The organism is Stenotrophomonas sp. YJH_SMC_43, assembly GCF_059372535.1.
Window position 1 is genome coordinate 51,831 of record NZ_JCAFVQ010000005.1, and the last position, 26,246, is coordinate 78,076.

At 68.0% G+C, this 26,246-nt stretch carries 19 protein-coding genes; 1 reads left to right on the forward strand and 18 read right to left on the reverse strand.

Translation table 11 applies throughout. The annotated features are described in order from the left end of the window. Positions 1–38 precede the first annotated feature (38 nt). Positions 39–767, reverse strand: coding sequence for a fimbrial biogenesis chaperone (locus tag AC5QAH_RS18970; RefSeq protein ID WP_049411192.1), 729 nt, complete (start codon positions 765–767; stop codon positions 39–41). A gap of 85 nt (positions 768–852) precedes the next feature. Further along, positions 853–1,392, reverse strand: a complete 540-nt coding sequence (locus AC5QAH_RS18975; protein ID WP_010482005.1) for a fimbrial protein — start codon at positions 1,390–1,392, stop codon at positions 853–855. 459 nt (positions 1,393–1,851) lie between these two features. Here AC5QAH_RS18975 and AC5QAH_RS18980 point away from each other — a divergent pair, with 459 nt between their 5' ends. Then, the gene (locus tag AC5QAH_RS18980) at positions 1,852–2,217 is read left to right on the forward strand and encodes a hypothetical protein (protein ID WP_010482007.1); all 366 of its coding nucleotides are present in this window, start codon (positions 1,852–1,854) and stop codon (positions 2,215–2,217) included. A 25-nt stretch (positions 2,218–2,242) separates the two neighbouring features. On the opposite strand, the gene pncB is transcribed toward AC5QAH_RS18980, so the two are convergent. The 16 genes from pncB to AC5QAH_RS19060 all read right to left on the reverse strand — a co-directional run bounded on the left by pncB (position 2,243) and on the right by AC5QAH_RS19060 (position 25,860). After that, positions 2,243–3,421 (reverse strand): nicotinate phosphoribosyltransferase, encoded by a 1,179-nt coding sequence (gene pncB / locus AC5QAH_RS18985; protein WP_010482009.1) that lies wholly within the window; start codon positions 3,419–3,421, stop codon positions 2,243–2,245. Positions 3,422–3,528: 107 nt separating this feature from the next. Continuing rightward, the gene (locus AC5QAH_RS18990; protein WP_049435651.1) at positions 3,529–4,368 is read right to left on the reverse strand and encodes a glycosyltransferase family 2 protein; all 840 of its coding nucleotides are present in this window, start codon (positions 4,366–4,368) and stop codon (positions 3,529–3,531) included. Further along, the gene (locus AC5QAH_RS18995; RefSeq protein ID WP_019338031.1) at positions 4,365–5,219 is read right to left on the reverse strand and encodes a glycosyltransferase family 2 protein; all 855 of its coding nucleotides are present in this window, start codon (positions 5,217–5,219) and stop codon (positions 4,365–4,367) included. The genes AC5QAH_RS18990 and AC5QAH_RS18995 overlap by 4 nt, the downstream gene beginning before the upstream one ends. A 618-nt stretch (positions 5,220–5,837) precedes the next feature. Then, positions 5,838–8,039, reverse strand: coding sequence for a type II secretion system secretin GspD (gene gspD, locus AC5QAH_RS19000; protein ID WP_313312037.1), 2,202 nt, complete (start codon positions 8,037–8,039; stop codon positions 5,838–5,840). A 9-nt stretch (positions 8,040–8,048) separates the two neighbouring features. Continuing rightward, the gene (locus tag AC5QAH_RS19005; RefSeq protein WP_010482014.1) at positions 8,049–8,843 is read right to left on the reverse strand and encodes a type II secretion system protein, XpsN-like; all 795 of its coding nucleotides are present in this window, start codon (positions 8,841–8,843) and stop codon (positions 8,049–8,051) included. Next, positions 8,833–9,546 carry a type II secretion system protein GspM gene (gspM, locus tag AC5QAH_RS19010; protein WP_010482015.1) on the reverse strand — a complete coding sequence of 238 codons (714 nt, stop codon included), beginning with the start codon at positions 9,544–9,546 and terminating at the stop codon, positions 8,833–8,835. Before gspM ends, AC5QAH_RS19005 begins: the two co-directional genes overlap by 11 nt. Then, on the reverse strand, positions 9,521–10,666 hold the full coding sequence (locus AC5QAH_RS19015; protein WP_495232506.1) for a PilN domain-containing protein: 1,146 nt from the start codon (positions 10,664–10,666) through the stop codon (positions 9,521–9,523). Before AC5QAH_RS19015 ends, gspM begins: the two co-directional genes overlap by 26 nt. Further along, on the reverse strand, positions 10,663–11,526 hold the full coding sequence (locus AC5QAH_RS19020; protein ID WP_049482108.1) for a type II secretion system minor pseudopilin: 864 nt from the start codon (positions 11,524–11,526) through the stop codon (positions 10,663–10,665). Before AC5QAH_RS19020 ends, AC5QAH_RS19015 begins: the two co-directional genes overlap by 4 nt. Then, positions 11,523–12,155, reverse strand: coding sequence for a type II secretion system protein J (locus AC5QAH_RS19025; RefSeq protein ID WP_010482024.1), 633 nt, complete (start codon positions 12,153–12,155; stop codon positions 11,523–11,525). Before AC5QAH_RS19025 ends, AC5QAH_RS19020 begins: the two co-directional genes overlap by 4 nt. Continuing rightward, entirely contained in the window at positions 12,152–12,571 is a 420-nt protein-coding gene (gene xpsI, locus AC5QAH_RS19030) for a type II secretion system protein XpsI (RefSeq protein ID WP_010482027.1), read from the reverse strand. The genes AC5QAH_RS19025 and xpsI overlap by 4 nt, the downstream gene beginning before the upstream one ends. Then, positions 12,568–13,062: a type II secretion system protein XpsH gene (xpsH, locus tag AC5QAH_RS19035; protein WP_010482028.1), complete on the reverse strand. Its 495-nt coding sequence runs from the start codon at positions 13,060–13,062 to the stop codon at positions 12,568–12,570. The genes xpsI and xpsH overlap by 4 nt, the downstream gene beginning before the upstream one ends. Before the next feature lie 6 nt (positions 13,063–13,068). Next, on the reverse strand, positions 13,069–13,512 hold the full coding sequence (gene gspG, locus AC5QAH_RS19040) for a type II secretion system major pseudopilin GspG (RefSeq protein ID WP_010482031.1): 444 nt from the start codon (positions 13,510–13,512) through the stop codon (positions 13,069–13,071). A 49-nt stretch (positions 13,513–13,561) separates the two neighbouring features. Then, on the reverse strand, positions 13,562–14,782 hold the full coding sequence (gene xpsF / locus AC5QAH_RS19045; protein ID WP_100447644.1) for a type II secretion system protein XpsF: 1,221 nt from the start codon (positions 14,780–14,782) through the stop codon (positions 13,562–13,564). A gap of 24 nt (positions 14,783–14,806) precedes the next feature. Next, positions 14,807–16,531 (reverse strand): type II secretion system ATPase GspE, encoded by a 1,725-nt coding sequence (gspE, locus tag AC5QAH_RS19050; RefSeq protein ID WP_043402652.1) that lies wholly within the window; start codon positions 16,529–16,531, stop codon positions 14,807–14,809. A 136-nt stretch (positions 16,532–16,667) separates the two neighbouring features. Continuing rightward, complete coding sequence (locus AC5QAH_RS19055) at positions 16,668–18,521, reverse strand: S8 family peptidase (protein ID WP_010482036.1); 1,854 nt, start codon at positions 18,519–18,521, stop codon at positions 16,668–16,670. A 157-nt stretch (positions 18,522–18,678) separates the two neighbouring features. Then, a complete protein-coding gene (locus tag AC5QAH_RS19060; RefSeq protein WP_495232507.1) occupies positions 18,679–25,860 on the reverse strand; it encodes an ESPR-type extended signal peptide-containing protein in 7,182 nt (2,393 codons plus the stop codon). Between the last annotated feature and the right edge of the window lie 386 nt (positions 25,861–26,246).

Genomic DNA, 26,246 nt, shown 5'->3' on the forward strand with positions numbered 1-26,246 from the left:
GTGGCGGGATGCGCAGGCCAAGGGCCAGCGCGGCGCGTTCAGCCCCCGGTGCTGCCGAGGCGGATGGTGTGTTCCACCCGGCCGCCGTAGTCGTTGATGGTGATGAAGCGGACCTGGTCGGTGCCCGCCGGTGCGGCGAACTCCAGGCTCTGCTTCGGCGCGACCATCGCGCCCTTGTCCTCGACGGCCTTTTCACTGCTGCCGGTCACGGCATGTACTTCGGCCAGAGTGACGTGGAAGGGGCTCGGGTTTTCCACCCGCAGGCGGTCGCCGGTGCGGGTCCAGCGCAGCGCTGCCGGCGCGTCGTTGGCGACGCCCTTCAGGCCCTGCGGCCGGTAGAAAAGCTTCAGGCGCGAACGGAACGCGACCTGCAGGTAATTCTGTTCGCCGCTGTCGGCGTTGTCCGGGGACGGCGGAACATCCAGCACGTTGAGCCAGAACACCGACTCACGGTCGGTCGGCAGCTGCGCGCCGGAGAAGATCAGGCGAAGCGCCTGGCTGCGGCCCGGTTCGACGCGCGCGATCGGCGGCGTCAGCACGAACGGGGCATCGCTGGTATCGGCGGTCTGGTTGGCGTCGCCGCTGTCGATCCAGGCCTGCACCAGCGCCGGCGAATCGCCCACGTTGTCGACCTGCACGGTGACTTCGCGCGCCTGCGCCGGATAGATCACTCGCGTGCCATTGACCACCACGCCGGCCAGAGCGTTCTGGCAGAAGGGCAGCGTGAACGCTGCCAGCAGCAGCGCCCGGGGAAAGATTGCTTTCATCGGAAGTACTACGCTCGAGGTATGTGGCCTGGGGCCGCGATGCACTGGCCGGCGCGTACGCCGGCCAGTGCGGGTACGACTACGATCAGTTGTAGATGATCGTGTACTTGACGCTGCTGGTGACGTCGCCCGGGGTGGCGGCGGCAGTGGCGTAGTACTCAGCGTAGTAGTTCAGGTTGGCGGTGCCGTCGCCGGCCACGGTCACCCACTGCGAGTTGTCCTGGGCCAGGCCGGTACCAGCCGCCTTGATCGGCAGGAACGTGTTGTTCGAGCCCAGCAGCTGCAGCTGCACGTTGGTGGCAGCGTTGGCCGAAGCCTGGTTGACCAGGCGGCCGCTGTTGAAGTCAACGGTGGAACCCGGCTCGAAGTAGGTGGCGACGTTGCCGGCGCTGCACTTGCTCAGGTTGATGGCGAACGGGGTACGGCCCGCAACGGCACCGGCGGTGGCCAGGGTGTTCTTGGACACGGTCGGCAGGTTGACGGCGAAGTCCTTGCCGCCCGGGGTCGAGATGGTGCAGGTCTTGTCGGTCACCTTGCCGTTGAAGGTGATGGTGCCGTCGGCGGCGTTGGCGGCCAGCGGAGCGGCGGCCAGCATCAGAGCGGCGATGATATTGATCTTGTGCATTCGCTTTTACCTAACCCTACTGAAGAGATGAGAAGTAGAGGAGGAAGCAAGGAGCACTGCCGGGCTATCAAGACCCATCCTTGCGTCTCACCTGTGGCCGGACTCGGACATACCTTCCCCTGAATCCGTGACGCAAGTATAGGCACAACTGTGATGAAAGTCTCATTATTTTTCTGAACGCCAATTCATTGACGCTTTAAATGTGACGTGATAGGCAAAATTGAGATTCAGGGAGCGCGGGGAACGTGACGGTGGCCGGATCAGGTCACAAACGACCCTGCATGACGCTCCTGGTGACGCGTTCGGCATGCGCGGAAACAGGCTTTTTTCAAGTGGAAATCGCCTTATTTGATGCGCATCACTCTTTCTTGGTGATGGCCCTAGCAGATTCGGATTTGTCCTATTAAAGACGGATCGTACCTGTCGCTAACTAGGACACACCGAACCAGAGAACGTGTCATGAGGAACTCCATTCTGCTGTGCGTGGCCCTGATGTCCGTCAGCGCACTGGCCCAGGCCAGCAGCGGCAGCATCCGTTTCAGCGGCCGCATCGCCGAGCCGGGCTGCACGACGGCCCTGTCCCAGGGTGAGCTGAGCCTGGCCGCCTGCCCGCCGTCGGCCAAGGGCTCGACGGTTGCCGTGACGGCCCTTGCCGATGGCCAGGCCGCCACGCTGCGCGACGGCAAGCGCCAGGGCCAGAAGCTGTCGGTGTCGGCCAGCGCGATGCGCGCCGGCGATATCGCCTTCTCCGAGCGTTACAGCGTGCAGGCTTCGAAGCAGCAGCCGCTGCAGGGAGCCTACCTGGTGGTGGTCGACTACCTGTAAGCCGGCGTGCTGCAAGCCGACGCGTTTACGCCGGCGGCAGCTCGAAGACCTGGCGCAGATAGGCCAGGTAGCCCGGGTCGTCGCACATGCTCTTGCCCGGCGAATCGCTGAGCTTGGCCACCGGCTGGCCGTTGCAGCGGACCATCTTGATGACGATGTTGAGCGGCGTTGGCCCCAGATCATTGGTCAGGTGGGTGCCGACGCCGAAGGCGACCTGGCAGCGACCACGGAAGTAGTCGTACAGGCGCATCACCTTGGCGATGTCGAGCCCATCGCTGAACACCAGCACCTTGCTGCGTGCATCCACCCGGCGCTGCTGGAAGTGCGCCAGCATGCGGTCGCCCCAGTCGAACGGATCGCCCGAATCGTGGCGGACACCGTCGAACAGCTTGCAGAAGTACATATCGAAGTCGCGCAGGAACGCATCCAGGCCGACCACGTCGGACAGCGCGATGCCCAGATCGCCGCGGTACTCGCGTGCCCACGATTCCAGTGCCGCCACCTGCGAATCGCGCAGGCGCGGGCCCAGCGCCTGGAAGGCCTGCAGATACTCATGGGCCATGGTGCCGTGCGGGGTCATGCCGTACAGGCGGGCGAAGTGCACGTTGCTGGTGCCGACCAGCTGCGGGCCGAGCGCGTCGCGCAGCAGCGGCAGCAGACGGGCGTGCCAGTCACGCGAGTAGCGGCGGCGGCTGCCGTAGTCGGCAATGCGGCACTGCTCGAAACCAGGGGTATCGCGCAGCAGCGCAGCCTTGGCCTGCAGGCGGCGCTCACCCTCGGCGAAGTCGGCGGTGGTGGTGTTGCGGAACCAGACTTCGTTGATGATCGCCAGCAGCGGCACTTCGAACAGGATGGTGTGCAGCCACGGGCCGGTGATGTCCAGTTCGATCTCACCGGGCACGGTCTTCGACGCGCGCAGCTGGATGTACTTGCGGTCGAGGTGGAACAGGCCGAGGAAATCGGCGAAGTCGGGCTTCACGAACCGCAGGCCACGCATGTAGTCCAGCTCCGCGTCGCTGAAACGCAGGCTGCACAGGTGGTCGATTTCTTCGTCGATCTGGTCGATGTAGTGGGCCAGGTCGATGCCGGGCGTGCGGCACTTGAACCGGTACTGCACCTGGGCACCGGGGTGCTGGTGGAGCACCGCCTGCATCATGGTGAACTTGTACAGGTCGGTGTCGAGCAGGGACTGGATGATAGGCATGGGGCGGATTATGCGCCCGGCGGAGTGAACCGTGGGCGCGCCTGCCTTCCGTAGAGCCGGGCCCACGCCCGGCTGGATTGTTGCCTGAGCCGAGCGTGGGCTCGGCTCTACAACGACCTGCGCAGCAGGCGCGGCACCAGCATCAGGGCGTGCGCCCAGATCGCGCCCCACACCGCCACCCGTACCGGCAGCGAACGCTGCCTGGCCTCGAACTTCTGGAAATAGCGCCACAGGCCCTTGTGCTTGTGCCATTCGACGAAGAACGGCCGCGAGCGGCTGGAGACGCCACGAACGTGGGTGACCTGCAGATCATTGGCGATCGCCACCACCGCCCCCGCTTCGCGCGCGCGCCGGCACAGGTCCAGGTCTTCAGCGTGCAGACGATAGCCGGCGTCCCAGCCTCCGATGCAGTCGAACAATGCACGCGGCATCATCAGCAGCGCGCCAGACAACGCCGGCACCCGCTGCAGCGCCTGCTGCGGGTCACGCGGCACCGCCAGCTTCGAGCCCTTGCCTGGCGAGCGCAGCATCATCAGGAAGTCCGGGTCGCGGCGGCGCACGGCCTCGTCGGCAAGGCCCTGCTCGTCGACCTGTTCGACGCCGAGCAGGCAATCGCCCAGCGCTTCCGCGCGGCTGCGCAGTGCGGCCAGTGTTTCCGGTTCAACCATCAGGTCCGGGTTGATGAAGGCCAGCCATGGGCTGTGCGAATCGGCCACGCCCTGGTTGTTGGCGGCGGCAAAGCCGGGATTGTCCGGATTGCCGACGAAACGCACGCGCGGGTCGTGGCTGGCATGGCGCTGCACGATATCCAGCGTGCCATCCATCGAGCCATTGTCGATCACCCGGATCTCGGCCACGTCCTGCGCCTGGCGCAGGCGCGAGAGGCAGGCATCGATGGTGCTGCCACTCTGGTAGGTGACGACGATGGCGGCAATGGCAACATTCAAGCAGGAGGCTCCGGCGCGGAAGACGGGACGAACAGGTCCCCCTGTTCCTTCGGCATTATCGCCTGCCGCATGCGCTGCTGCAGGTCGGCACGCAGCCCGTGCAGTGGATCATGCATCAGGAAGTCAGCCAGCCGAGGCACCCAGCCCGGCCAGCGCGCGGCCAGGGCCTCGAGATCGCCATCACGGCTGACCGCCTCCCCTGCCCGGCTGACGAAGGCGGTCTCGCACAACACGTTGCGCCATCCCAGGCCGGCCATGCGCAGGCTCAGGTCCACCAGCGCCGCGTTCCAGCCGGCATAGCTGTCCACGTCCAGGCCGCCGGCACGCCGGCGCGCGTTGCCCCGCACCAGCACCGCGTGGGTGACCGCCGACGGCAGCTCCGGGTGCAGCGCTGGCAGGCCGGCACAGGTCTGCGCCAGCAGCGCGGCATCGTCGGGTTCCGGATTGATCTCGCCCAGCCGGGGCCACGCAGCGGTTTCGCCGGCATTGCACCATGGGGTTGCGGTCGCGATGGCGGCATCGCGGGCGAAGGCGTCCTGCAGCTGCTGCAGCCAGCCCGGTGCGGGCACGCTGTCCGGTGCCAGCACCGCCACGTCCATGCCATCGCAGGCGCGCAGCATCTCGTCCAGGTGGGCGACTTCACCCAGTGGCCGTGCACGCCGGGTGTACTCGGCCTGCAGTGGCGTGTGCGCCAACCAGTGTTCCACCACCGCCTGCGCACGCGGCCCGGTCTGCGCGTCGTCGGCCAGCCAGACCGCGGTCCCCGGCGCGGTGCCCGCATCCAGTGCGGCCAGGCAGCGGTCGAGCGCGGCGTCGTCCACGCACAGCGGCAACAACACGATCGCCCCCATCCCGCCTCCGTGGTTGTCGGTAGCCACAGCCTAGCACTGGGAGGGTATCGGCCGGGTTGCACCCGGCACCCGCCTCAGGCCAGGGCAACAGCAACAGCCGAAGCAAAAGCTGGGTTCCTGGGGGTTGGCGGGGTGGGTCCGGTTGCGGGGGACGCTGCAAGTACGTCCATGTAAGCTCGGTCGCCGCATCCATGCGGCTCACGCCCCCGCAACCGGACCCACCCCGCCTTCGACAGATTTCCGCGACCTGCCTGCTCTTCTGTAGAGCCGAGCCATGCTCGGCTCAGATCTCACAGATATCGAAATATTCGATTTCGATGGAGAGTCATCCACGCATGGCGTGGATCGTGTCGACCAAGGTCGACACCTACCAACAGCAGCAGGAAACTGTCGAAGGCGGGGCACTGTGGGTTTGCGGGGTGTGAGCCGCATGGATGCGGCGACCAAGCCCCCATGGACGGGTTTACGGCGTCCCCGCAAACCCACAGTGCCCCGCCATCCCTCAGTAAACCCGCTGTTGCTGTTGCTGTTGCTGTTGCTGTTGCTGTTGCTGTTGCTGTTGCCGTTGCTCCAGCTTCAGCCTCTGCGGGTGCAGGGCGCAGCCCTGCCGCAACCCCCTTACTTCTTTGCGCGCGGCTGGTTCAGCGGTTCCATCGCGCGGAAGCGCTGGCTGTACTCGTCGGTCAGATTGCGTGCTTCCTGGCTGTTGCGCACGATGCTCGGGGTCAACAGCACGATCACCTCCGAACGGCGGCTGGTGCGGCTCTTCTGCCCGAACAGCGCGCCCACCACCGGAATCCGGCTCAGGCCGGGAATGCCGCTGCTGCCATCAGTGGCCGAATCGGTGATCAGGCCGGCCAGCATGATGGTGTCGCCGCTCTGCACCGCTGCTTCGGTCGAGAGCTTCTTGGTGGAAATTCTCGGGTTGCAGTTACGCTCGGTCGGATTGCAGTTGTCAGGTACGTTCGAGGCGCTGCTCACTTCCTGCACGATGTCGAGGAACACCGTGCCATCGCGGGTCACGCGCGGGCGCACCTTCAGGATCACGCCGGTGTCGATGTACTGCACCGAACTGTAGGTGCCGGTGCCCAGGCCGGTGTTCACCGTGGTGGTGTTGATCGGCACCTTGTCGCCCACGTTGAGCGTGGCCTCGGCGTTGTTGCGCACGAACACCGAAGGGGTCTGCAGCAGGCGTACATCGGTGACCTTGTCCAGCGCGCTCACCACCGCCGCACCATTGTGGCCGGTGAACGCCCAGCCCAGGCCTTCGCCACCGGTCGCGGCACCGGCGAAGCTGCTCCAGGAGCCACCCGCTGCTGCCGGCAGGGTCACGCCGCCCAAGGCTCCCGTCAGTGCACGCCCGGCCACGGCGTTGTCAAAGAACCAGTTCACGCCGTACTTCAGGTCACCGTCCAGCGAGACTTCGGCCACCTGCGCTTCGATGTGCACCTGCAGCGGCATCACGTCCAGCTTCTCGATCACCTCGCGGATCGAGCGCCAGGCTTGCGGGGTCGAGCGCACCAGCAGGGTATTGGTTTCCTCCACCGCCGACACGCCCACGCGATCGCCCTCCACTTCCAGGCTGACGCTGACGTTGCCGGACTGGCGCTGCGGCAGGTTCATGCTGCCGTTGCCGGCACCACTGGAACCGCTGCCCGGGGTCGAGCCGAAACTGCTGTTGTTGTTGCTGTCCATGCCACGGTCGCCGTCGCTGCCCAGCTGCGACGGCATCGCACCCGGGGCCAGCGAGGCCGGGCTGGAACCGCCACGGTTGCCGCTGCTGGCGAAGGCTTCACTGAGCCGTTCGGCCAGGTCACGCGCCTTGATGTAGCGCAGCTCGTAGGAGAACAGGCGGGCACTGCCACCGGCCGTATCAATGCGGTCCAGCCACTGCTGGATCTGGTCCAGGTAGCGCACCTGCGGGGTGATCACCAGCACCGCGTTGGCGTTTTCCAGGGGCAGGAAGCGGAACATGCCGGCGCTGGGCGTCTTGCTCTCCTCGCCGAACACTTTCTCCAGGTCGGCAGCCACCTGTTCGGCCTTGCCCGACTGGATCGGGAACACGCCCACCGACATGCCCGACAGCCAGTCGACGTCGAAGATCTCGACGGTGCGCATGTAGTTTTCCAGCTCGGCGCGGGTACCACCCAGGGTGATCACGTTGCGGCCGCTGTCGACGTTGACGATGGCATTGGGCCGCGCATACGGCTCCAGTACCTTCTTCATTTCGGTGGCGGAGATGAACTGCAGCGGGATGACCCGTACCTCGAAGCCTCGCGCACTGGCAGCGGGCGCCGTGCTCGGCGCGACCGTACCGGCCAGCGCCTGGTCGGCGGCGACGATGTTGTAGCGGCCACCGCTGTAGACCATGCGTGCGTTGTTCCAGCCCAGCACCATCTCCAGCAGGTTCAACGCCTGCGCCGGCGACACCGGCTTGGGCGTGGCCAGGGTGACCGTGCCCTGCACCCCCGGTGCGATCACGTAGTTCTGGCCCAGCATGTCACCGAGGATGGCCTTGACCACCGCATGCACCGATTCGCCTTCGAAATTGAAGGTTGCTTCACCGGTGCTGGCGCCATGCAGTGCCGGTGCCGGTGCGCGTGCTGCTTCGCGGTTGATCATGGTGCCGGTGCCACGGCGGATCACTGCCTGCGGAGCGCCCTGGGCGTCACGGGCAGCATCCGCGGCGACATTGGCCGCCTGGCCGGCCTCGGCAGTGGGCGACAGATTGCCCTTGCGCTGCACGTGCGGCGCGGACACGGTGCTGCAGCCGACCAGCAGCGCGAGGGCAAAGGACCAGGGAAGGAAACGCAGGCTCATGCATTCACTCTATCGGTTGGTGCCATCGCCCGGGGGCGGCGACGGTTGTTGCTGCTGTTGTTGTTGCTGCAGCTGGCGGCGACGGGCCTGGATGCGTTCGCGGATGGCCTGCATCTGCGCTTCGCTGGGGCCGTTGTTGGTGGCAGGCGGTGTGGCGGCCGCCGCAGCCGAGGGCGCGGGCGTACTGGCAGCAGGCGACGGCGATGGAGTTGCCGCAGCCGGCGGCGGTGTCGGCGGAGCACCTGCCGGGGGCGGCACAACGATCGCACCTGCCGGCGGCGCACCGTTGGCGCCGCGCAGCACGGTCGGCGGCTCACCGCCCTGGCCGTTGAAGACCGCCAGTTCCAGCACCTGGTTGCCACCGGGGCCGATCACGGTGGCCTGGCGCGGCTGCAGTGCCACCAGCTGCCAGCCGTCGACGGCTTCACCGTTGAGGCGCAGGCGCAACGAACGGTTCTGTTCGGTGGTGAAGGTGGCCATGCCGAAGTCGCCGGTCAGCAGCACGCCGGTCAGGCGCAGCGCGGCGCTGGCGGCAGGCTCGCTGCCACCGAGCAGGTAGGGCTTCGGCCTGCGGTCCTCGGCGAACAGCGGTCGCTCGCCGATGGCACTGTAGCTGTCGGCGCTGGCCATGCGTTCTGCGGCCAACGGCGGCAGCACCGGCAACGAAGGCACTGCATCGGCATCGCCATCCGCACCTGGCAGCTGGCTGCCCAGGCCGAAGCCGGTGGCCAGCCAGACCGCTGCCGCCCAGCCGGCCAGTGCCAGCAGGAAACCGGTGCGCAGGCTGATCTGCTCAAGCTTCATCGGCCACCTCCTGCCCCTCTTCCGGCACAGCCGGTGAGGGTGCCGGTGCAGCCGAAGGCGGTTGCGGCGCCGCGCCCGGCTCGGCTGCAGGTGCCGGCGCAGCGCCATCGGCAGCGGCACCGGGCAGCAGGTAGCCGGCCAGTTCGAACGACACGTCCAGGCCCAGCCCGGATTCATTCGGCGACTGCTGGAAGCGCTGCGCGATCAGGTTGAGGTTGTCGACGAACAGGCGCGGGCTGCCGGTTTCCAGGCTGTGCAGCACCGTGGCCAGTTCGGCCACACCGCAACGCAGGCGCACCTGCATGGCAACGCGCACGAACTCGGCGTCACGACGGTTGTCGGTCAGTGGCGTGCGGTTGCTGATGGTGCAGCTGCGGTTGCCCGGGCTGGCCATCGCCACCGCATCCTGCAGCTTCGCGCCGAGCGCAGCGGCTGCAGCTTCGGCGGTGGCTTCACGCAGGAAGCCCGGCCGCTGCTGCAGTGCCTCGCGGGTGGCGCGCAGGCGTTGTTCGATCTGCGGCTGCTGCTGCAGCTGCGCCTGCACGCGCTGTTCGCGCTCGCGCAGGGCGGCCACGTCGGCATCGATTTCGCGCAGCGGCTGGGTGAACCAGGGGTGCACCAGCAGCAGGTAGGCCAGGCCCAGCACTGCCAGCAGCAGCGCCAGTGCCAGCCAGCGGTCACGGCGTGCGCTTGGCATCGGCATCGGCCGCCTCCCGGGTCGGGGCCGCAGCCGGCAACGGCTGCAGTTCGGCGGTCATGGTGAAGCGGTCACGGCCACTGGCGGCGCCATCGGCCTGCAGTACGCCGGTCAGATTGACCTTGCGCCACTGCGGCGCATCCTGCAGCAGCTGCACCAGCTGCGAGGCCTCGCGGCTCAGGCCGATCAGCTGCAGGTTGTTGTTCTCGATGGCCAGCTTTTCCAGGTAGGTGCCCTCCGGCAGGCGCCGGGTCAGTTCATTCCAGACTTCCACCGTTCCGGCGCGCTGGCTGCGCTGCTTTTCCAGGAATGCGGCACCATCGATCAGTGCCTGCAGCTGCGCGCGTTCGCTGGCGACACCACGCGCACTGCGCGCACTGCGTTCAACCTGCGCACGCAGCTCATCGGCGGCGGCACGGCGGTTGTCGAGCAGCTGCAGGGCCGCCAGCACCAGCATCACCAGCGCGGCCACGGCCAGCAGCACATTCCAGCGCCGCGTCGGATCCACCCGCAGCTGGCGCTGCCCCGGCGGCAACAGATTCACCTGCAGGGGGTCACCGTGGGCGTCGATGGCATCGACACCGGCCAGCGCATCGGCCCACTCGCCCACGCTGGCTCGCCACGCTTCAAGCTGGCGCAATGGCCAGGCAACCAGTTCGACCTGCAGCTGGCCTTCGGCCGCGCTCCCGAGTTCACGCACGTCATAGCTGACCTGGCTGGATTCGAACGGCGTCTGGCGGTCGATCTCGAAACCGACCACGGCGCGCAGGCGGTCGGCCGCAGCCGCAGGCAGGCGCAGATGACGACGCAGTACTTCGCTGGCCGGCAGCAGCCACGCCCGCGGCAGGCTGCGCAGTCGCGGTTCCAGCACGCGGTCCAGTTCGGCCGGCGACAGCGGCCACGGCACGCTGGCCACCGCTTCGCGGCGCTCACCGGCCTCTCGCCAGACCTGCAGCTGGTCACCCTGGCGCTGCAGCAGCAGGCGCGCCTGTGCCCAGCCCAGTGCCCACTGCCAACGCGCCGGCACCCAGGCCAGCAGCGATTGCCGCCACCAGCGCAGGAAACGGCCGGCGCCAGGGCCGATCCGGCCCTGCACCTGCCGCACACTGTCCTGCCATGCCGTCATCTTGCTGTCATTCCCTGCTCCCAGCGAAGCACTGTGTAGGACCGCCCGGGAACCCCGCCCGAGCCATTGCGTACCACTGCCTGCAACACCGACCGGCGTCCACTGCCATCGGTTGCACGAGACTCGATACTATAGGTGCCGCTGCTGCTGGCAAGCGTTGTCGCACCGCCAGCGGCATCTGCGTCACGCTCCTGCTGCGCGCGCTGCGCCAGCACGGTATCCGCATCCAGGCCCAGTGCGGTCAGCACCGGCGCGCTGGCGAACTGGGGATCCGGGCGCGCCTGGCGGCTGTACAGGGTCAGGTGCGGCAGCATGGCCTTGTACAGCGGACCGCGCATCCCCAGTACCCGCTGCAGTTCGCCGAGCGTCTCGAAACGCTTGTTGCGCGGGCCATACGGCAACCCGGCCGCCGCATAGTCCGGCGCTTCGGCGCCACCACCCGGCTGCAGCAGGCTGTCTTCATCACGCCAGTCGACAATGGCGCCGGCCATCTGCCGGGCCGCCCCTTCGTCTTCGCCGAGCGCCTTGAGGAACGCGGTCAGCAGGGTCACGTCGGCCAGGTTCAGGTTGATCTTGCCGTTCTCGTCCAGCACCTTGATCTCGATGCTGGCGTCATCGAACTGCCAGCGGTAGGTGCGGCCATCGGCACGCCAGGGCGCCCGCAGCGGATCGGCGGACAGCCGCAGCAGCGCGTACTCCAGGCCGGCGCGCGCCCGTTCCTGGCCGCGTGCGTCGTCATCCAGCACCCGCTGCTGCAGATGCTCGACCCGTGCGCTCAGCGCGAACGCACCGACCAGCGCGGTCATCAATGCGATCAACCACAGCACCAGGACCAGTGCCGCACCGTGTTGCCGGTTCATCGCGCGCCTCCGCTGCCACCAGCGCGCGGTGCCACCACCAGCGTGGGCCAGGGCGCCCCCTTGGCGGGCACGATCTGGATCTCCACCAGCATCGGCAGGCGACGGGTATCGTCCCAGCGCGGCATCCAGTCGCTCATCTGGCCGGTACTGGCATCGATGCCGCGATAGCGCAGCTGCACCGACTTCAGGTTCTCCACCAGCACTTCCGGTGGGCGCGGCGGATTCTCGGCGATGCGCTCGCCTTCCTGCAGCAGCACCAGGTCCAGCAGCAGGCGCTGCTGGCCATCGCGGCCGTCCACCTGCAGCGCGTGCAGGTAGGCTCCGCCACGGCCGAGGTAACCCGGGAGATCAGCGGCGAACATCATGCGCTGTTCTTCGCCCTGGAAGAAGATCGGTTCGCGGGTGGGATCGGGGACTTCCAGCGGCGTGCGCAGCGCACCGGCCAGCTGCCGCCGCAACAGGGCCTGCACCGCGCGCATGCGCTCACTCTCGGCCGCAATCTGCTCGCCACGCTGGCTGACCGCCATCGCCGAGCGCACGCTGGCGAACGCCAGCGCCAGGCCACCGGCCAACAGCACCGTGGCCAGCATCACTTCAACCAGCGTGAAACCTGCAGCACGGCGCGTCATCGCGCACGCTCCAGATCCGGCGGCAGCAGGCGCAGGCTGCGCCAGCGCAGCTGCTCGCGTTCGCTGTCACCCCACCGCACCTGCAGCTGCAGTTCGGCCAGCCAGGGGGCACCGGCTGACTGTGTCTGCACGACGCTGCCTGCACGTGGCTCCACCCACGGCTGCACCTGCAGTTCCCAGTGGTAGCGTCCCTGCTCCCAGTCGCCCTGCTGGCTGCCCACCTGCAGCGGCGTGGCGACGCCGGTTTCGGCCAGCAACGACTGCGCATGCAGTATTGCGCGCGTGCGCAGTTCGGCCTCACGCACCTGCCTGGCGCCGCCTGACAGGCTGCCCAGCAGCAGGGTCAGCGCCAGCCCGAGCAGGGCAAAGGCGATGATCACTTCCAGCAGGGTGAAGCCGCGGGCGCGCCGCTTCATTGCGCCCGCCAGGGGCCGGAGCGGACCTCACCGGTCAGCCAGCCCACGTCGATGCGCCATTCGGCATCATCACGCTGCAGCCGGATGCGGCCGCCGCTGGAGCCGCCGTCGGGATGGAACTCGATCACGCCCTGCCCTGGCGCGGTGGCCAGCTGCGCGGCGCCTTCGAACTGGACCTGCAGCTGTGCCGGCACGTCGCCGTGGCGCTGGTTGGCGCCTTCCCAGCGCCGCTTGGCCGGCTCGATGACAAAGCGCTGCGGTTCGCCCCGGGCGATCGCCTGCGCGCGCACCACGCGCAGCTGGTTGGCGATGTCCTTGCCGGCGCTGCGCAGCTGCATGCCGGCGAAACCGCGCGACAGGCCGGCAGCGGTGATCAGGCCGATCGCGGCGATCAGCGCGATCACCAGCAGCATTTCCAGCAGCGACAGGCCCGCTGCGCGCCTGCCGGGCAGGCGCGGGCGTGGCAACCGGCGCGGCAGGAAATGCGACATGCCCGGTTACGGCTGGTAGCGGATGTCAGCGTCGACGCTGCTGCCGCCGGCCTTGCCGTCCTTGCCCAGGCTGATCAGCTCATACGGCTGGCCTTCGCCCGGCGTGCGGTATTCCAGCGCATGGCCCCACGGATCGTTCAGATCGGCCGGCTTGGCATACGGGCCCAACCAGCCACCGACGCCAGCCGGTGCAGTCACCAGATCGTTGAGCGAGCCGGGCAGCTTGCCGGTATCGATCTGGTAGTTGTCGACCTTGGATGCGACGGTCTGCACCTGTGCCTTGGCGATGTTGGCCTTGCCGCGGTCGGCGCCACCCAGCACGCGGCTGGCGACCAGGGTCAGCACCGCGCCGATCAGCACGATGACGATGATGATCTCCAGCAGGCTCATGCCCGACTGGTTGCGCGCGGCGGTGAAGGAAAGGCGGATCGGTCGACGGGAAGCAATCATGGTCGGTCCTTTCAGTTGCGGAGTGTCGGGGTTGCGTAGGGATCCATCGTCAACCGATGGCATTGGTCAGGTCATACAGCGGCACCAGCACGGCGACGATCACCGCGCCGACCACCGAGGCCAGTACGAGGGTGATCGCCGGCACCATCGCCGCCAGCAGGCGGTCGATGCGCCGGGCGCTGTCCTGTTCGAAGGTATCGGCCGCTTTCAGCAGCATGGTATCGAGTGCACCGGATTCCTCGCCGACCTGGATCATCTGCAGTGCCAGGCGCGGGAAACGCTTGCCGCGCGACAGTGCCAGCGACAGGCCGGTACCATTCTTCACTTCATCCGCGGCAGCTTCCACATCGGCGGCCAGCGCGCGGTTGCCCAGTACGTTGCGGGCGATGCCCAGGGCACCCAGCAGCGGCACCCCATTGCGCAGCAGGGTGCCCAGCGTGCGGGCCAGCCGCGCGGTTTCCAGTTCACCCAGCAGGCGGCCGATGCTGCGACGCTGCAGCAGCCAGCCATCCAGCGCCAGCCGGAAGGCCGGTTGCCGTGCCTTGCGTTCGAAGAACAGCGCAAGTACTGCCGGCACCACCAGCAGCAACACCCACCAGTCACGCACGAACAGGCCCAGCTGCAATACCGCGTTGGTGAACCACGGCAGCGCAACATCCAGGCTCTCGTACATCTGCGCGAACTGCGGCACCACGTAGCCGAGCAGGAACAGCAGCGCACCGCCCACCACCACCAGCAGGATGGCCGGGTACACCAGCGCGTTGATCACCTTGCCCTGCAGGGCCCGGCTGCGTTCGAGGTAGTCGGCCAGGCGCTGCAGGGTTTCGTGCAGGCTGCCGCCGGCCTCACCGGCACGCACCATGTTCACGTACAGGCGCGAGAACAACCCATGCTGGCGCTCCAGTGCGGTCGACAGCGGCGCACCACCGCGCACCACATCGCGGATGTCGGTGATCGCGCGGCGCGAGCGTTCGTCTTCCGGCAGGCCGAGCAGGATCGACAGCGCGCGATCCAGCGGCTGGCCTGCACCGAGCAGTGTCGCCAGCTGCTGGGTGAACTGCAGCAATGCCGCACCCTGCAGCGGCCGTTGGCGGAACAGGTTGCGCCAATTGCTGCCACCGATCGCACCGCCATCGGCCAGCTGGGTCTCCATCGGCAGATGACCCTGGTCCTGCAGGCGCGCGACCAGTTCGGCCTCGCTGGCCGCTTCCATCTGCCCGTCGAAGATCTCGCCGTGCGGATTCAGTGCCTTGTAACGGTAGGTCGGCATGTCAGCCCCGGCGTCCTGCGCGCATCAGCTTTCCTCGGTGACACGCAGGACTTCCTCGATGGTCGTCTGGCCACTGAGGGCCTTGGACAGGCCATCTTCGTACATCGTGCGCATGCCCGCTTCGCGGGCGATGCGTTCGATCTCGCCCATGCCATCGCGGCGCATCACCGCGCGCCGCAGCGCATCGTTCATCACCAGGAATTCCATGATGGTGGTGCGGCCGAGATAACCGGTCGGCGCCAGCGCGGAGGGCTTCGGGCGATACAGGTGGATCGGCCCTTCCGGCTGCAGGCGGCGCAGCTCGAATCGTTCGATTTCCTCCGGCGAGGCCTCATAGCGCTCGGCGTGGGTCGGTTCCAGCCGGCGCACCAGGCGCTGGGCAAGGATGCCGTTGATGGTGGACGTGAGCAGGTAGTCTTCCACGCCCATGTCGAGCAGGCGGGTGATGCCACCCGCTGCGTTGTTGGTATGCAGGGTGGACAGCACCAGGTGGCCGGTCAACGCCGACTGGATCGCAATGCGCGCGGTTTCCAGGTCGCGCATTTCGCCGATCATGATGATGTCCGGATCCTGGCGCACGATGCTGCGCAGGGCGTTGGCGAAGTCCAGGCCGATCTGCGGCTTGGCCTGGATCTGGTTGATGCCCTCGATCTGGTATTCCACCGGGTCTTCGACCGTGATGATCTTGACGTCGGCGGTATTGAGCTGGCTCAGCGCGGTATACAGCGTGGTGGTCTTGCCCGAGCCGGTGGGGCCGGTCACCAGCAGGATGCCATGCGGCTGCTCCAGCACCTTGCGGAACTGCGGCAGGAACGCATCGGTGAAGCCGAGGCGGTGGAAATCGAACACCACCGTTTCGCGGTCCAGCAATCGCATCACCACGCTTTCGCCATGCGCGGTCGGGACCGTGCTCACGCGCAGGTCCAGCTCCTTGCCCTGCACGCGCAGCATGATGCGGCCATCCTGCGGCAGGCGGCGCTCTGCGATGTTGAGCCGGGCCATGATCTTGATGCGGCTGATCACCGCCGCGGTGAGGTTGGCCGGCGGGCTTTCGCCCTCCACCAGTACACCGTCGACGCGGTAGCGCACCTTCAGCCGGCTCTCGAATGGTTCGACATGGATGTCCGAAGCGCGCAGCTCCACTGCACGCTGGATCACCAGGTTGACCAGGCGGATCACCGGCGCTTCCGAGGCGAGGTCGCGCAGGTGCTCGATGTCATCGACCGCACCGCCCTCGCCATCGGCGGTTTCGACGATCGCGCCCATCGCGCTGCGGCCCTGGCCGAACCAGCGCTCGACCAGGTCATCGATCTCCGCACGCATGCCCAGAACCGGCGTCACCGGCACGCCCAGTGCCAGCTGCACCGCCTGCTGCGGGTAGGGATCATGGGCGTCGGCCAGCCACAGCCGTACGCCCTGTTCATCCAGGGCCAGCGGGCAGACGTGGAACTGCTTGAGGAAGCGCAGTGACAACGGCAGGCCTTCCGCCAGCCCTTGTGGCGGTGCTTCCGGCAGCTGCTTGCCTTCCAGCAGCGGCAGGCCCAGCACTTCGGCGCTGGCCTGTGCCTGGTCACGCTCGGACACCAGCCCCAGCCGCACCAGCAGGCCCAGCAGGCTGCCGCCGGCCTCTGCGTGCAGCGGCCGCGCACGTGCCAGATCGCCTTCCTTCAGCCGGCCGCGCGCCAGCAGCGCATCCAGGATGCGGCCTTCAGCGTTGTCGGCAGCGGCGGTAGCAGCAAGCGCGTTCACATGACTCTCCTGTCAATCGGCTCGACTTTAACAGTTAAGCCATGATTTCCGCCGCCCCTCCACCACCTTTCGTAAAAAGACGAAGCCCGTCACACGGGATGACGGGCTTCGGCCATTCAATTACGACAGTTCCAGCTTACTGCGTGGCAAGGATGCTCACGCCGTTGTAGGCCGCTTCGCCGACTACCTTGATGTAGTAGGTACCGGCCACCGGCTTGTTCACCCGCACCGTCTCGGACGTGCCCGGACGGGTCGACTTGGCGTCGTTGTCGCTGGCGCTCGGTTCACGCCCCTGCGCGATGTAGACCGAGACATTGCCGGTGCCACCGTAGGTGATCACGCTGAGCTGCTTGCCGGCGACGGCTTCGAAGCTGTACAGGCGGCTGCTGGCGGCGGCACCGTTCAGGCCACCCACGGCGGCCTTGTTGGTCAGCGGCGTGGCCACCGGCCCGCAGTTCTCGGTGCACGGTTCTTCCAGTGCCTTGGCCAGCGCGGCCTTGGCATCGAGAATACCGGTACCGATCGGGGTCGCCGCCGGAATGGCGACCGGGAACGGACGTGCGGTTTCCTTCAACAGGGTACGCATCGCGGCCGGGGTCAACGGATCCTTGCCCTTGGCGATCAGCGCGCTCTGCACCAGTGCGGCAACGGCGGCCACATGCGGCGAGGCCATCGAGGTACCGCCCATGCCCATGTAGCCCGGCGTGCCCGATTCCGGCGTGGTGGCCGCATTGGAGCCGGTCTGCCAGATGTAGCCGCCCGGGTTGCCGTCCACACTGCCACCGCCACCCGGACCGGACAGGTCCACGCGGGTGCCGTAGTTGGAGTAGTAGGTGATGCCACCGGTGATGCGGGTGGCACCCACGGTCACCACGCCTTCGCAGCTGGCCGGCTGGTACTTGGACGCGTTGTCGGCTTCATTGCCGGCCGCCACCACCACGGTGGTACCGCGCGAGATCGCGCCGTTGATCGCGTCCTGGTAGGTGCTGGCGCAGGCGCCACCGCCACCCAGGCTCATGTTGATGATCTCGGCCGGATTGGTGTTGGCCGGAATGCCGGCCACCGTGCCACCCGATGCCCAGACCACCGCATCGGCGATGTCGGACAGGTAGCCACCGCACTTACCGAGCACGCGCACCGGCAGTACCTTGGCCTTGTAGGCGACACCGGCCATGCCGACGCCGTTGTTGGTCTGCTCGGCCACGGTGCCGGCGACGTGGGTGCCGTGCCAGGAACTGTCCTCGGCCAGCGAACCGTCATAGCACTCGTTGTCGTTCTCGACCCAATCACCGTAGTCCTGCGCACCCGGCACGCGATCGTTGGTCGGGCGCCGCGAGGTCTCCGCGTCGCTGATGAAGTCATAACCCTCCAGCAGGTTGCCGACCAGGTCCGGATGCTGCGGCAGGATGCCGGTATCGATCACCGCCACCACGATGCCCTCACCCTGCGAGACATCCCATGCCGCCGGTGCGTTGATGCCGCCGACCGCATTATGCAGATGCCACTGGTTCTGCTGGTAGAAGGGATCGTTCGGCACCAGCGCCGGCTGTACGTTGCCGGCACGCAGTTCGGTGCGGCGCAGCTTCACGTCGGCTTCGGCGTACTGCACCGACGGGTCGGCCTTCAGCTCCTTCAGTACGCGCTGCAGTTCGGCCGGGGCCAGGCGGCCCTGCACACGGATGAGGTCCGCCCCGGTAGACAGCTTGCGGACCACCTGCGGGCCGAGCGTGCTGGCGCGGGATGTGCCGCCGGAAAGGCTGGCACGGGTCAGTGCGGACTGCACGGTGGACAGCTTCGCCGAGCGGTCAGTGGCGGCAGCAGCACCGGCCCGGTACTTGACGATGATGCGCTCGGTTCCCGGCTGGGCGGTGCTGGCCTGGCGCACCGGTTCACGGGTCGGCAGTCCAGCGGCGTGGACGGCACCGACAGCCGTCATCGACAGCACGGCGGCGGCAAGCACATTGATGCGAAGGTTCTGCTTCTTGATCACGTCGAATTCCTCTTCTGGGTCATGGATCGAACCAACACTGCGGCCATCATTCCTTGACGACTCCCGGCCGGCCCAGCCGGGATTGCCGTGACCTCCCCCCAGGCCCTCACTGCAGGTGCTGCGCCGGCGTGGGTGGCCGCCGGCGCGATGGAGTGGCTTACCAGCCGAAGCCGGCACCGACGCCAACCGAGCTGTCGTCGCTGCTGAAGGCACCACCGAAGGTCACCGTGGCGCGATCGCTGATCGCACGCTGGTAGCCCAGCGACAACGCCGACTCGCCGCCCTGGAAGCCAATGCCGACGCCGACCCGGTTCTGGGTGCGGATACCGGCGGCACTGGTGGCCATGTTGAGCATCGCCGCGCTCATCGCCCCCTGGCGGTCGATGCGGCGATCCATGTGGCGCAGGCGTCCATCGATTTCACCCTTGAACACATCGAAGCTGTCGGCGACGGCCTGGACGCGGCTGTCGGTGTAGCTGTTCGCCGTGGCCACGCCACGGTCCAGCTGGCCCTTGTTGACGGCGTCGGTGACGGTGGTGCCGGCGGCGACGTTGGTGACCTGGCGTTCGTTGCCTTCGCTGCCGACCGACACGGTGTTGGCACGATCGGCGACCGAACCCTGGCCCAGTGCCACGGCGTTGGCAGCCGTGGCACTGGCACCCTGGCCGACGGCGGTGGACGAAGCACCGCTGGCGACCGCGCCCTCGCCCATGGCGACGGCATTGAAGCCCGTCGCGGGAGTGCCAACCGGAATCCCGGCACCGGCGGCGGCAGCGGTCGGCGTGCCCTGCACGCGCGCGGTGCTGGCCGGTGCCGCGTCGGCCGTTGCAGGTGCATCGGCGGCGCTGGCCAGCGGGCTGTCATCCAGCGGGGTACTCATTGCGCGCAGGCTGGCAGTCCCGGCACGCGTGCCACCGGCGGTGCGGCGGTCGATCTCGCTGACCTTGCGGTCCAGCGCGCCGAGCGCATCGCCGACATTGCTGTAGGTGGCGCCCTGGATCACATAGTTCGGCGCCACGAACACACCCTGCATGCCAACGCTGGCACCACCGCCGAGGAAGCTGGCGGCATCACTGAGCGACTGGAACAGCTGGCCGCCGTTGATCGCCTGGCGACTGCCCGCAGCGATGCTGCCGGCACCGACGTTGTCGATGGTGGTGCCCTGGAAACCGGACAGGGTCAGGCGGTCACGGCTGGCGTCGTCATAGCTGACCGCGCTGGCCGCCGTGGTTTCCACGGTGGCGATGCGCGAATCGAAATCACCGACGCGGGTTTCCACCGCGCCCACCCGCTGGTTGGTGACGTTGAGCTGCGAACCGGTGATGGCATCGCTGCTGCCGGCGGCGATGCGGCCATCGGCCACATTGACGATGCGGCGCGTGGCCGGACCATCGGTGCCATTGCCACCGCCGACCGACACCACGTTGGCATCGAGTGCACGCGAACCGGCACCCAGCGCCACCGAGTTCGCGCCCGATGCGCCGGCGCTGGTGCCCAGTGCCAAGGCACCGTTGCCGATGGCCATCGCATTGGCACCCAGGGCATTGCTGCGTGCGCCGCTGGCAGTGGCTGCCGAACCGATCGCGGCGGCATCGCTGCCGTTGGCACTGGCGGTACCTGCGCCGGTGGCCTTGACGTAGCGGGCCGTGCCATCGGCGGTCGCCGCGACCGCATCGAGCTGGCCACGATTGACCGCATCGGTGCGCTCGGTACCGGCAGCGACACGGGTGATCTGACGATCACTGCTCGCGCTGCCGACCGACACAGTGTTGGCACGGTCGGCGACCGAGCCCGCGCCCAACGCCACGCTGCCTGCGGCACTGGCGGTGGCACTCACACCTACCGCCGTGGCATTGGCGCCGGTTGCCTTGCTGCCGTAGCCGACCGCGGTACCCAGGCGACCGCTGGCCTCGGCATAGCTGCCCAGCGCAGACGCACCATCGGCCGAGGCATTGGCGCGGAAACCACTGGCCTGCGACTGGGTGCCGCTGGCCGTGGCCTGCGCACCGCTGGCGGTACTGTAGGCACCCTTGGCCTGGGCACCGGCGCCGGTAGCACTGGCGCCGAGTTCGCTGGCGCTGGCGCCACTGCCCACGGCTACGCTGTCGACACCTCCGGCCTGCGCCGCGTTGCCGAGCGCCGCCGCATTGTTGCCGGTGGCCAGCGCATCGAAGCCCACGGCAGTGGCATTGGCGGCCATGGCATTGGCGCCGCTGCCCAGCGCGGTGGCGCCGTTGCCGATGGCATTGGCCGCATTGCCGGCTGCCAGTGCGTTGTCGCCGTCGACCAGTGCACCGGCTTCGCCATCGGCATTGCCGCTGGCCTGGAACTGCCGGCTGGTCTTGTCGGCGACGCTGGCGACCGCATCCAGCTGGCCCTTGTTCACCGCATCGGTGGCTTCGGTGCCGGCCGCGACGTGGGTCACCTGGCGCTCACCGCCGGCCTTGCCGACGGCTACGGTGTTGTCACGGTCAGCCTTGGAGCCGGCGCCGAGCGCGACGCTGTTGCTGCCATTGGCAGTGGCGTTGGCACCCAGCGCGGTGGCGCTACTGCCTGCCGCCCACGAGTTCCAGCCAATCGCGGTCGCGTAGTCTTCGGTGGCCCATGCACCAGCGCCGAACGCCGCCGCACCGGTCCCACTGGCACGCGACGGGATCAAGCCGAAGAAGGTGCTGCCGCCGATGGCCACGCTCTCCTCGCCACTGGCTTCGCTGGACTGACCCACGGCAACGGCACCGGTACCGGCCGCCGCGGCACCGAAGCCGACTGCAGTGGTGTTGGCAGCGCTGGCCGCCGAGCCATAGCCCAGAGCGGTGCCGAGGCGACCGCTGGCTTCGGCGTAGCCACCCACCGCGGTGGTGCCATCAGCCGAAGCCGCGCTGCGGAAACCGCTGGCGAGCGCCTGCCCGCCGCTGGCATTGGCTTCTGTACCTGTGGCTGTGCTGTAGGCGCCGCTGGCCTGTGCACGCGCACCCACCGCGCTTGCACCAACCTCGCTGGCGCCGGCACCGCTGCCCAGGGCCAGGCTGTCCTCGCCGGTGGCCTGTGCCGTGCTGCCCAGGGCAGCCGCGTTGCTGCCGGTGGCCAGCGCATCGATGCCCACCGCGGTGGCGTTGGCGGCCAGCGCATTGGCACCGCTGCCGAGCGCGGTGGCACCGTTGCCGATCGCGTTGGCCGCATCACCGGCCGCCAGCGCGTTATCGCCCTCCACAAGCGCGCCGGTTTCACCGTCGGCGTTGCCACTGGCCTGGAACTGCCGGCGGGTCTTTTCCGCTGCCGCGGCGACGGCGTCGAGCTGGTTCTTGTTGACCGCATCATTGCCCTGCGTGCCATCGGCCACATTGGTGATCTGGCGGGTGTTGCCACCGCCGCCCACCGACACGGTGTTGTCGCGATCGGCGATCGAATCGGCACCCAGCGCCACGCTGTTGGCACCGCGCGATTCGGCGGCATTGCCCAGCGCGGTGCTGTTGATGCCGCCCGACCAGGCACCACCACCCACCGCGGTGGAGTAGTTGCCCGAGGCCTCGGTGGCCAGCACGCCGAACAACGAACCACCGACGGCGACGCTGTTGGTGCCGGTCGCCAGGCTGCCCTGGCCGGTGGCGGTGCTGTAGGCGCCGGAGGCTTCCGAATCGCCACCCACCGCCACACTGTTGGAACCAGAGGCATTGGCGAAGTTGCCGAACGCGGTGGCATTGAAGGCCGAGGCCTGTGCATAGCCACCGATGGCAGTGCTGTAACCGCCGCTGGCTTCGGCACCGATACCAAAGGCCGCCGACGCCGTACCACTGGCCACGCTCTCGCTGCCGACAGCGGTGGCCGCGTCGCCGCTGGCATTGCTGAAGTAGCCCACGGCCACGGCTTCTTCGCCGGACGCTTCGGACAGCACGCCATTGGCAGTGCTACCGGCGCCGCTGGCGATGCTGGCCGCACCGAATGCCGCGCTCTGTTCGCCGCTGGCTTCGCTTTCCGCACCGTGCGCGGTGGCGTACTCGCCCGTGGCCTGTGCGTTGGCACCGACAGCGCTGGCGTTGGCTGCGGTCGCCAATGCATTGAAGCCCAGCGCCTGTGCGTTGCTGGCCAGCGCGTTGGCGCCGCTGCCCAGTGCGGTGGCGCCATTGCCGATGGCGTTGGCGGCATCACCGGCCGCCAGTGCGTTGTCACCCTCCACCAGTGCACCGGCTACGTCGTCGCCGTTGCCGGTGGCCTGGAAGAAGCGGCTGGTGGTGGTGGCGGTGGTCGCAACCGCATCCAGCTGTGCCTTGTTCACTGCGTCGGTGGCCTGGGTGCCCGCGGCGACGTTGGTGACCTGGCGTTCGTTGCCGCTGCTACCCACCGATACCGTACGTGCACGACTGGCAACCGAACCGGCACCGAGCGCGACAGCGTTGCTGGCGCTGGCGTTACTGCCGGCGCCAAGCGCGATCGCGCTTTCACCACCGGCCACTGTATTGGTGCCGATGGCGATGCTGTTGAGGCTGTTGCCCAGCGCCTGGAAGCCCAGTGCCACGCTGTTGTCGCCATAGCCGAAGGCACCGCGGCCGACCGCCGTGGAACTGGCGCCGTTGGCCCAGCTGTTGTAACCGATGGACGTGGCGCCGCTGCCACTGGCCCACGCCGCATTACCGAACGCCGAGGCATTGGTGGCGGTGGCCCATGCACCCGAACCGAATGCTGCTGCACCACTGGCAGTGGCCCAGCTGTAGCCGCCTACTGCGGTGCTGTCATCGCTGCTGGCGAAGGCGCTGTCGCCGACCGCGACCGCATAGCTGCCGGTGGCGCGCGACTTGCCGCCGGCGGCGAAGCTGTTGTCACCACTGGCCTTGGCCGCGTTGCCGAAGGCGCTGCTGGCAGCCCCGGTGGCCTGCGCGCCACTGCCCACCGCAGTGGCATCGGCGACGGCAGTGGTGCCCACCTGCTGTGCCGTGCCATCGGCACCGATGATCGGCTGGTTGAACTCGTCGTAGGCTTGGCCGAGGCCACCGATGGCGACACCGCCATTGCCGGTGGCTGCGCTGTTGCGGCCCACGGCCACGCTGTCATCGCCGATGGCCGACGCAGCCGCGCCATGGGCTACTGCGCCGGCGCCGATCGCATTGCTCGACGAACCGGCGGCGACGGCGCCCTCGCCCTCGGCCAGCGCGCCGGCATCGCTGTCGGCTTCCGGCTGTGCCTGGAAGAAGCGCGCGGTGCTGTCGGCGGTGCTGGCCACGGCATCGAGCTGCGCCTTGTTCACTGCATCGGTGGCTTCGCTGCCCGCAGCAACGCTGGTGATCTGCCGCTCGTTGCCTGCACTGCCAACGGCCACGCTGTTGGCACGCACCGCTTCGGAGTTCGCGCCAAGCGCGACGCTGTTGGCGCCGCGTGCGGTGGCGTAGTAACCCACGGCCGTGCTCTGCGCACCGCTGGCCCAGGTCTGCGCACCCAGCGCGCTGGCGTTCTCACCCGGTGCATAGGCGAAGTAGCCAACAGCGGAGGCTTCAGCACCGGAGGCTTCGCTCAGGCTGCCGTTGGCCACCGCACGATCGCCACTGGCGATGGCGCCGGCACCGACGGCGGTCGCGGCTTCGCCGCTGGCCTGGGTCTGCACGAAGAAGCCCAGGCCGGGAATCAGGTCGGCCGGGCCACCGATGGCGACGCTGCTGGTGCCGGTCGCATTGCTCTGGGTACCCAGTGCGGTGGAATAGTCGCCGATGGCATTGGCCACCGCACCGAACGCGGATGCCTGCGCGCCGGCCGCATAGGCACCCACACCGTAGGACGACGCCGCAAATCCGCTGGCTTCGGCACTGGCGCCCACCGCGGTGCCACCGACGCCTGCGCTGGTCGCGCCGGTTTCCACCGGTACGCCGCCACTGGTGATCAGCGGGTTGCCGTCGGCATCCACCGCAGCACCACCCACGGCAACGCTGCCTGGACCGTTGGCCTGCGCGTTGTTGCCGAACGCGGCACTGTTCTGGCCCGAGGCCAGTGCGTTGTTGCCCACGGCGGTCGCGTTCTGCGCGACCGCCGTTGCCCCGGCACCGACGGCCGTGGTGCCGTTGCCGAGGGCATTGGCGGCCTCGCCGGCCGCCAGTGCATCGTCACCTTCGGCCAGTGCACCGGCATCGCTGTTGCTGCTGCCGGTGGCCTGGAAGCGCTTGGCGGTGGCATCGGCCACGGCGGCCACGTCCTTCAACTGGCCGACATTGACCGCATCGTTGTCTTCGGTGCCTGCGGCAACGCTGGTGATCTGCCGGGTCAGGCCGTATTCGGCGGCACCGACTGACACGGTATCGACGCGGTCGGCCAGCGAACCCGCGCCCAGCGCCACGCTGCCGGTGGCAACCGCAGCGGAATTCGAACCCAGCGCGGTGCTGTATTCACCGACAGCAGTGCTGAACGCACCGACTGCGATCGACGCTTCGTTGGCGGCGGTGGCGCCGCGGCCCAATGCGGTGCTGCCCGGGCCCATCGCCACGGCACCGCCGCCGACAGCGGTCGCGCCATCGGCGGTGGCTTCGGACAAGGCACCCAGTGCGGTGGCAGCGCCGTTTTCGCTTGCGGCATAGGCACTGGCGCCGACGGCGGTGTCACCAAGACCGAACGCGGCAGCACTCTGCCCGACCACCACGCTGGCGTCACCGATCGCCAATGCGCCCTGGCCGAACGCGCTTGCGCCCAGGCCCGCGGCAATGGCCTGGGTACCGATGGCGGTGGTGGCGTTGGCCAGCGACTGTGCACCCGCACCCGCCGCAACCGCGCCCTGGCCGTCGATCTTCGCCGCGTCGCTGTCATCACCTGCGCCGTCGGCCTTGAAATAGCGGTTTCCATCTGCGGCGACATCGGCCAGCGCGGCCTGCGTGGCGCGCGCCTGCGCATCCAGCTGTGACTTGTTTACCGCATCGGTGGCCTGGGTGCCTGCGGCAACATGGGTGATCTGGCGTTCCTTGCCGGTATCACCCACGGACACCGTGTTGGCCCGCGTGGCCTTGGAGCCGGCGCCCAGCGCTACGCTGTTGGCGGCAGTGGCGCTGCTGTTGCTGCCGATCGCCACCGCGTTGCTGCCCTTGGCGCTGGCCGAGCCTTCGATCAGGCACTTTTCGAGCAGCTTGCCGCTGAATGCCACGCAGGTGGCGCTGCCGCCGATCTGCACCGACTGTGCTGCGGCGGTGCCGCTCATGCCCAACCCCAATACCAGGCCCAGTGCCACCGCCAGCAGTGCGGGCGTGGCCTGCGTCGCATCGCGGCGCTGGTCGACGACCCCACCACTGCTGCTGTCGGAGGAAGCCAGTTCCGAGGCCACCACCAACTGACCCAATGCTTTGTTCCAGACCTTGCGATAAATCCGATTCATCGGTACGGCTCCTGATTGGACTGGTTTTGGGCAAAGCAACGCCACCGCTGGGCTTTCCGGCCCAACGTCCCCTGGGGGCGTTTATTCGCGTGATTTACTGCGGGGTATTGCCGAACGGCGCGCAGCGACAGAAAACCGAGCGCGTGCGCCAACCGGTTACTGCGAAATGAATGATTCTGAAACGGGGTTCAAGTGTTAACGGCAACTTTCCAAATCGTCAAGACTTTGACACGACAAATCCTATTGCCGTGAAGCAGTTCACCCTTTCACCTGTTTATGAAAGTGTTTTGTTAGGCAAGCGTGACGAAGTTCCGCCGCATGAAAATCGATGTAACTAGCGGTCGGGACAGGAGTTTCACGCGCGCATAGAAAAACCCGCCGATCAT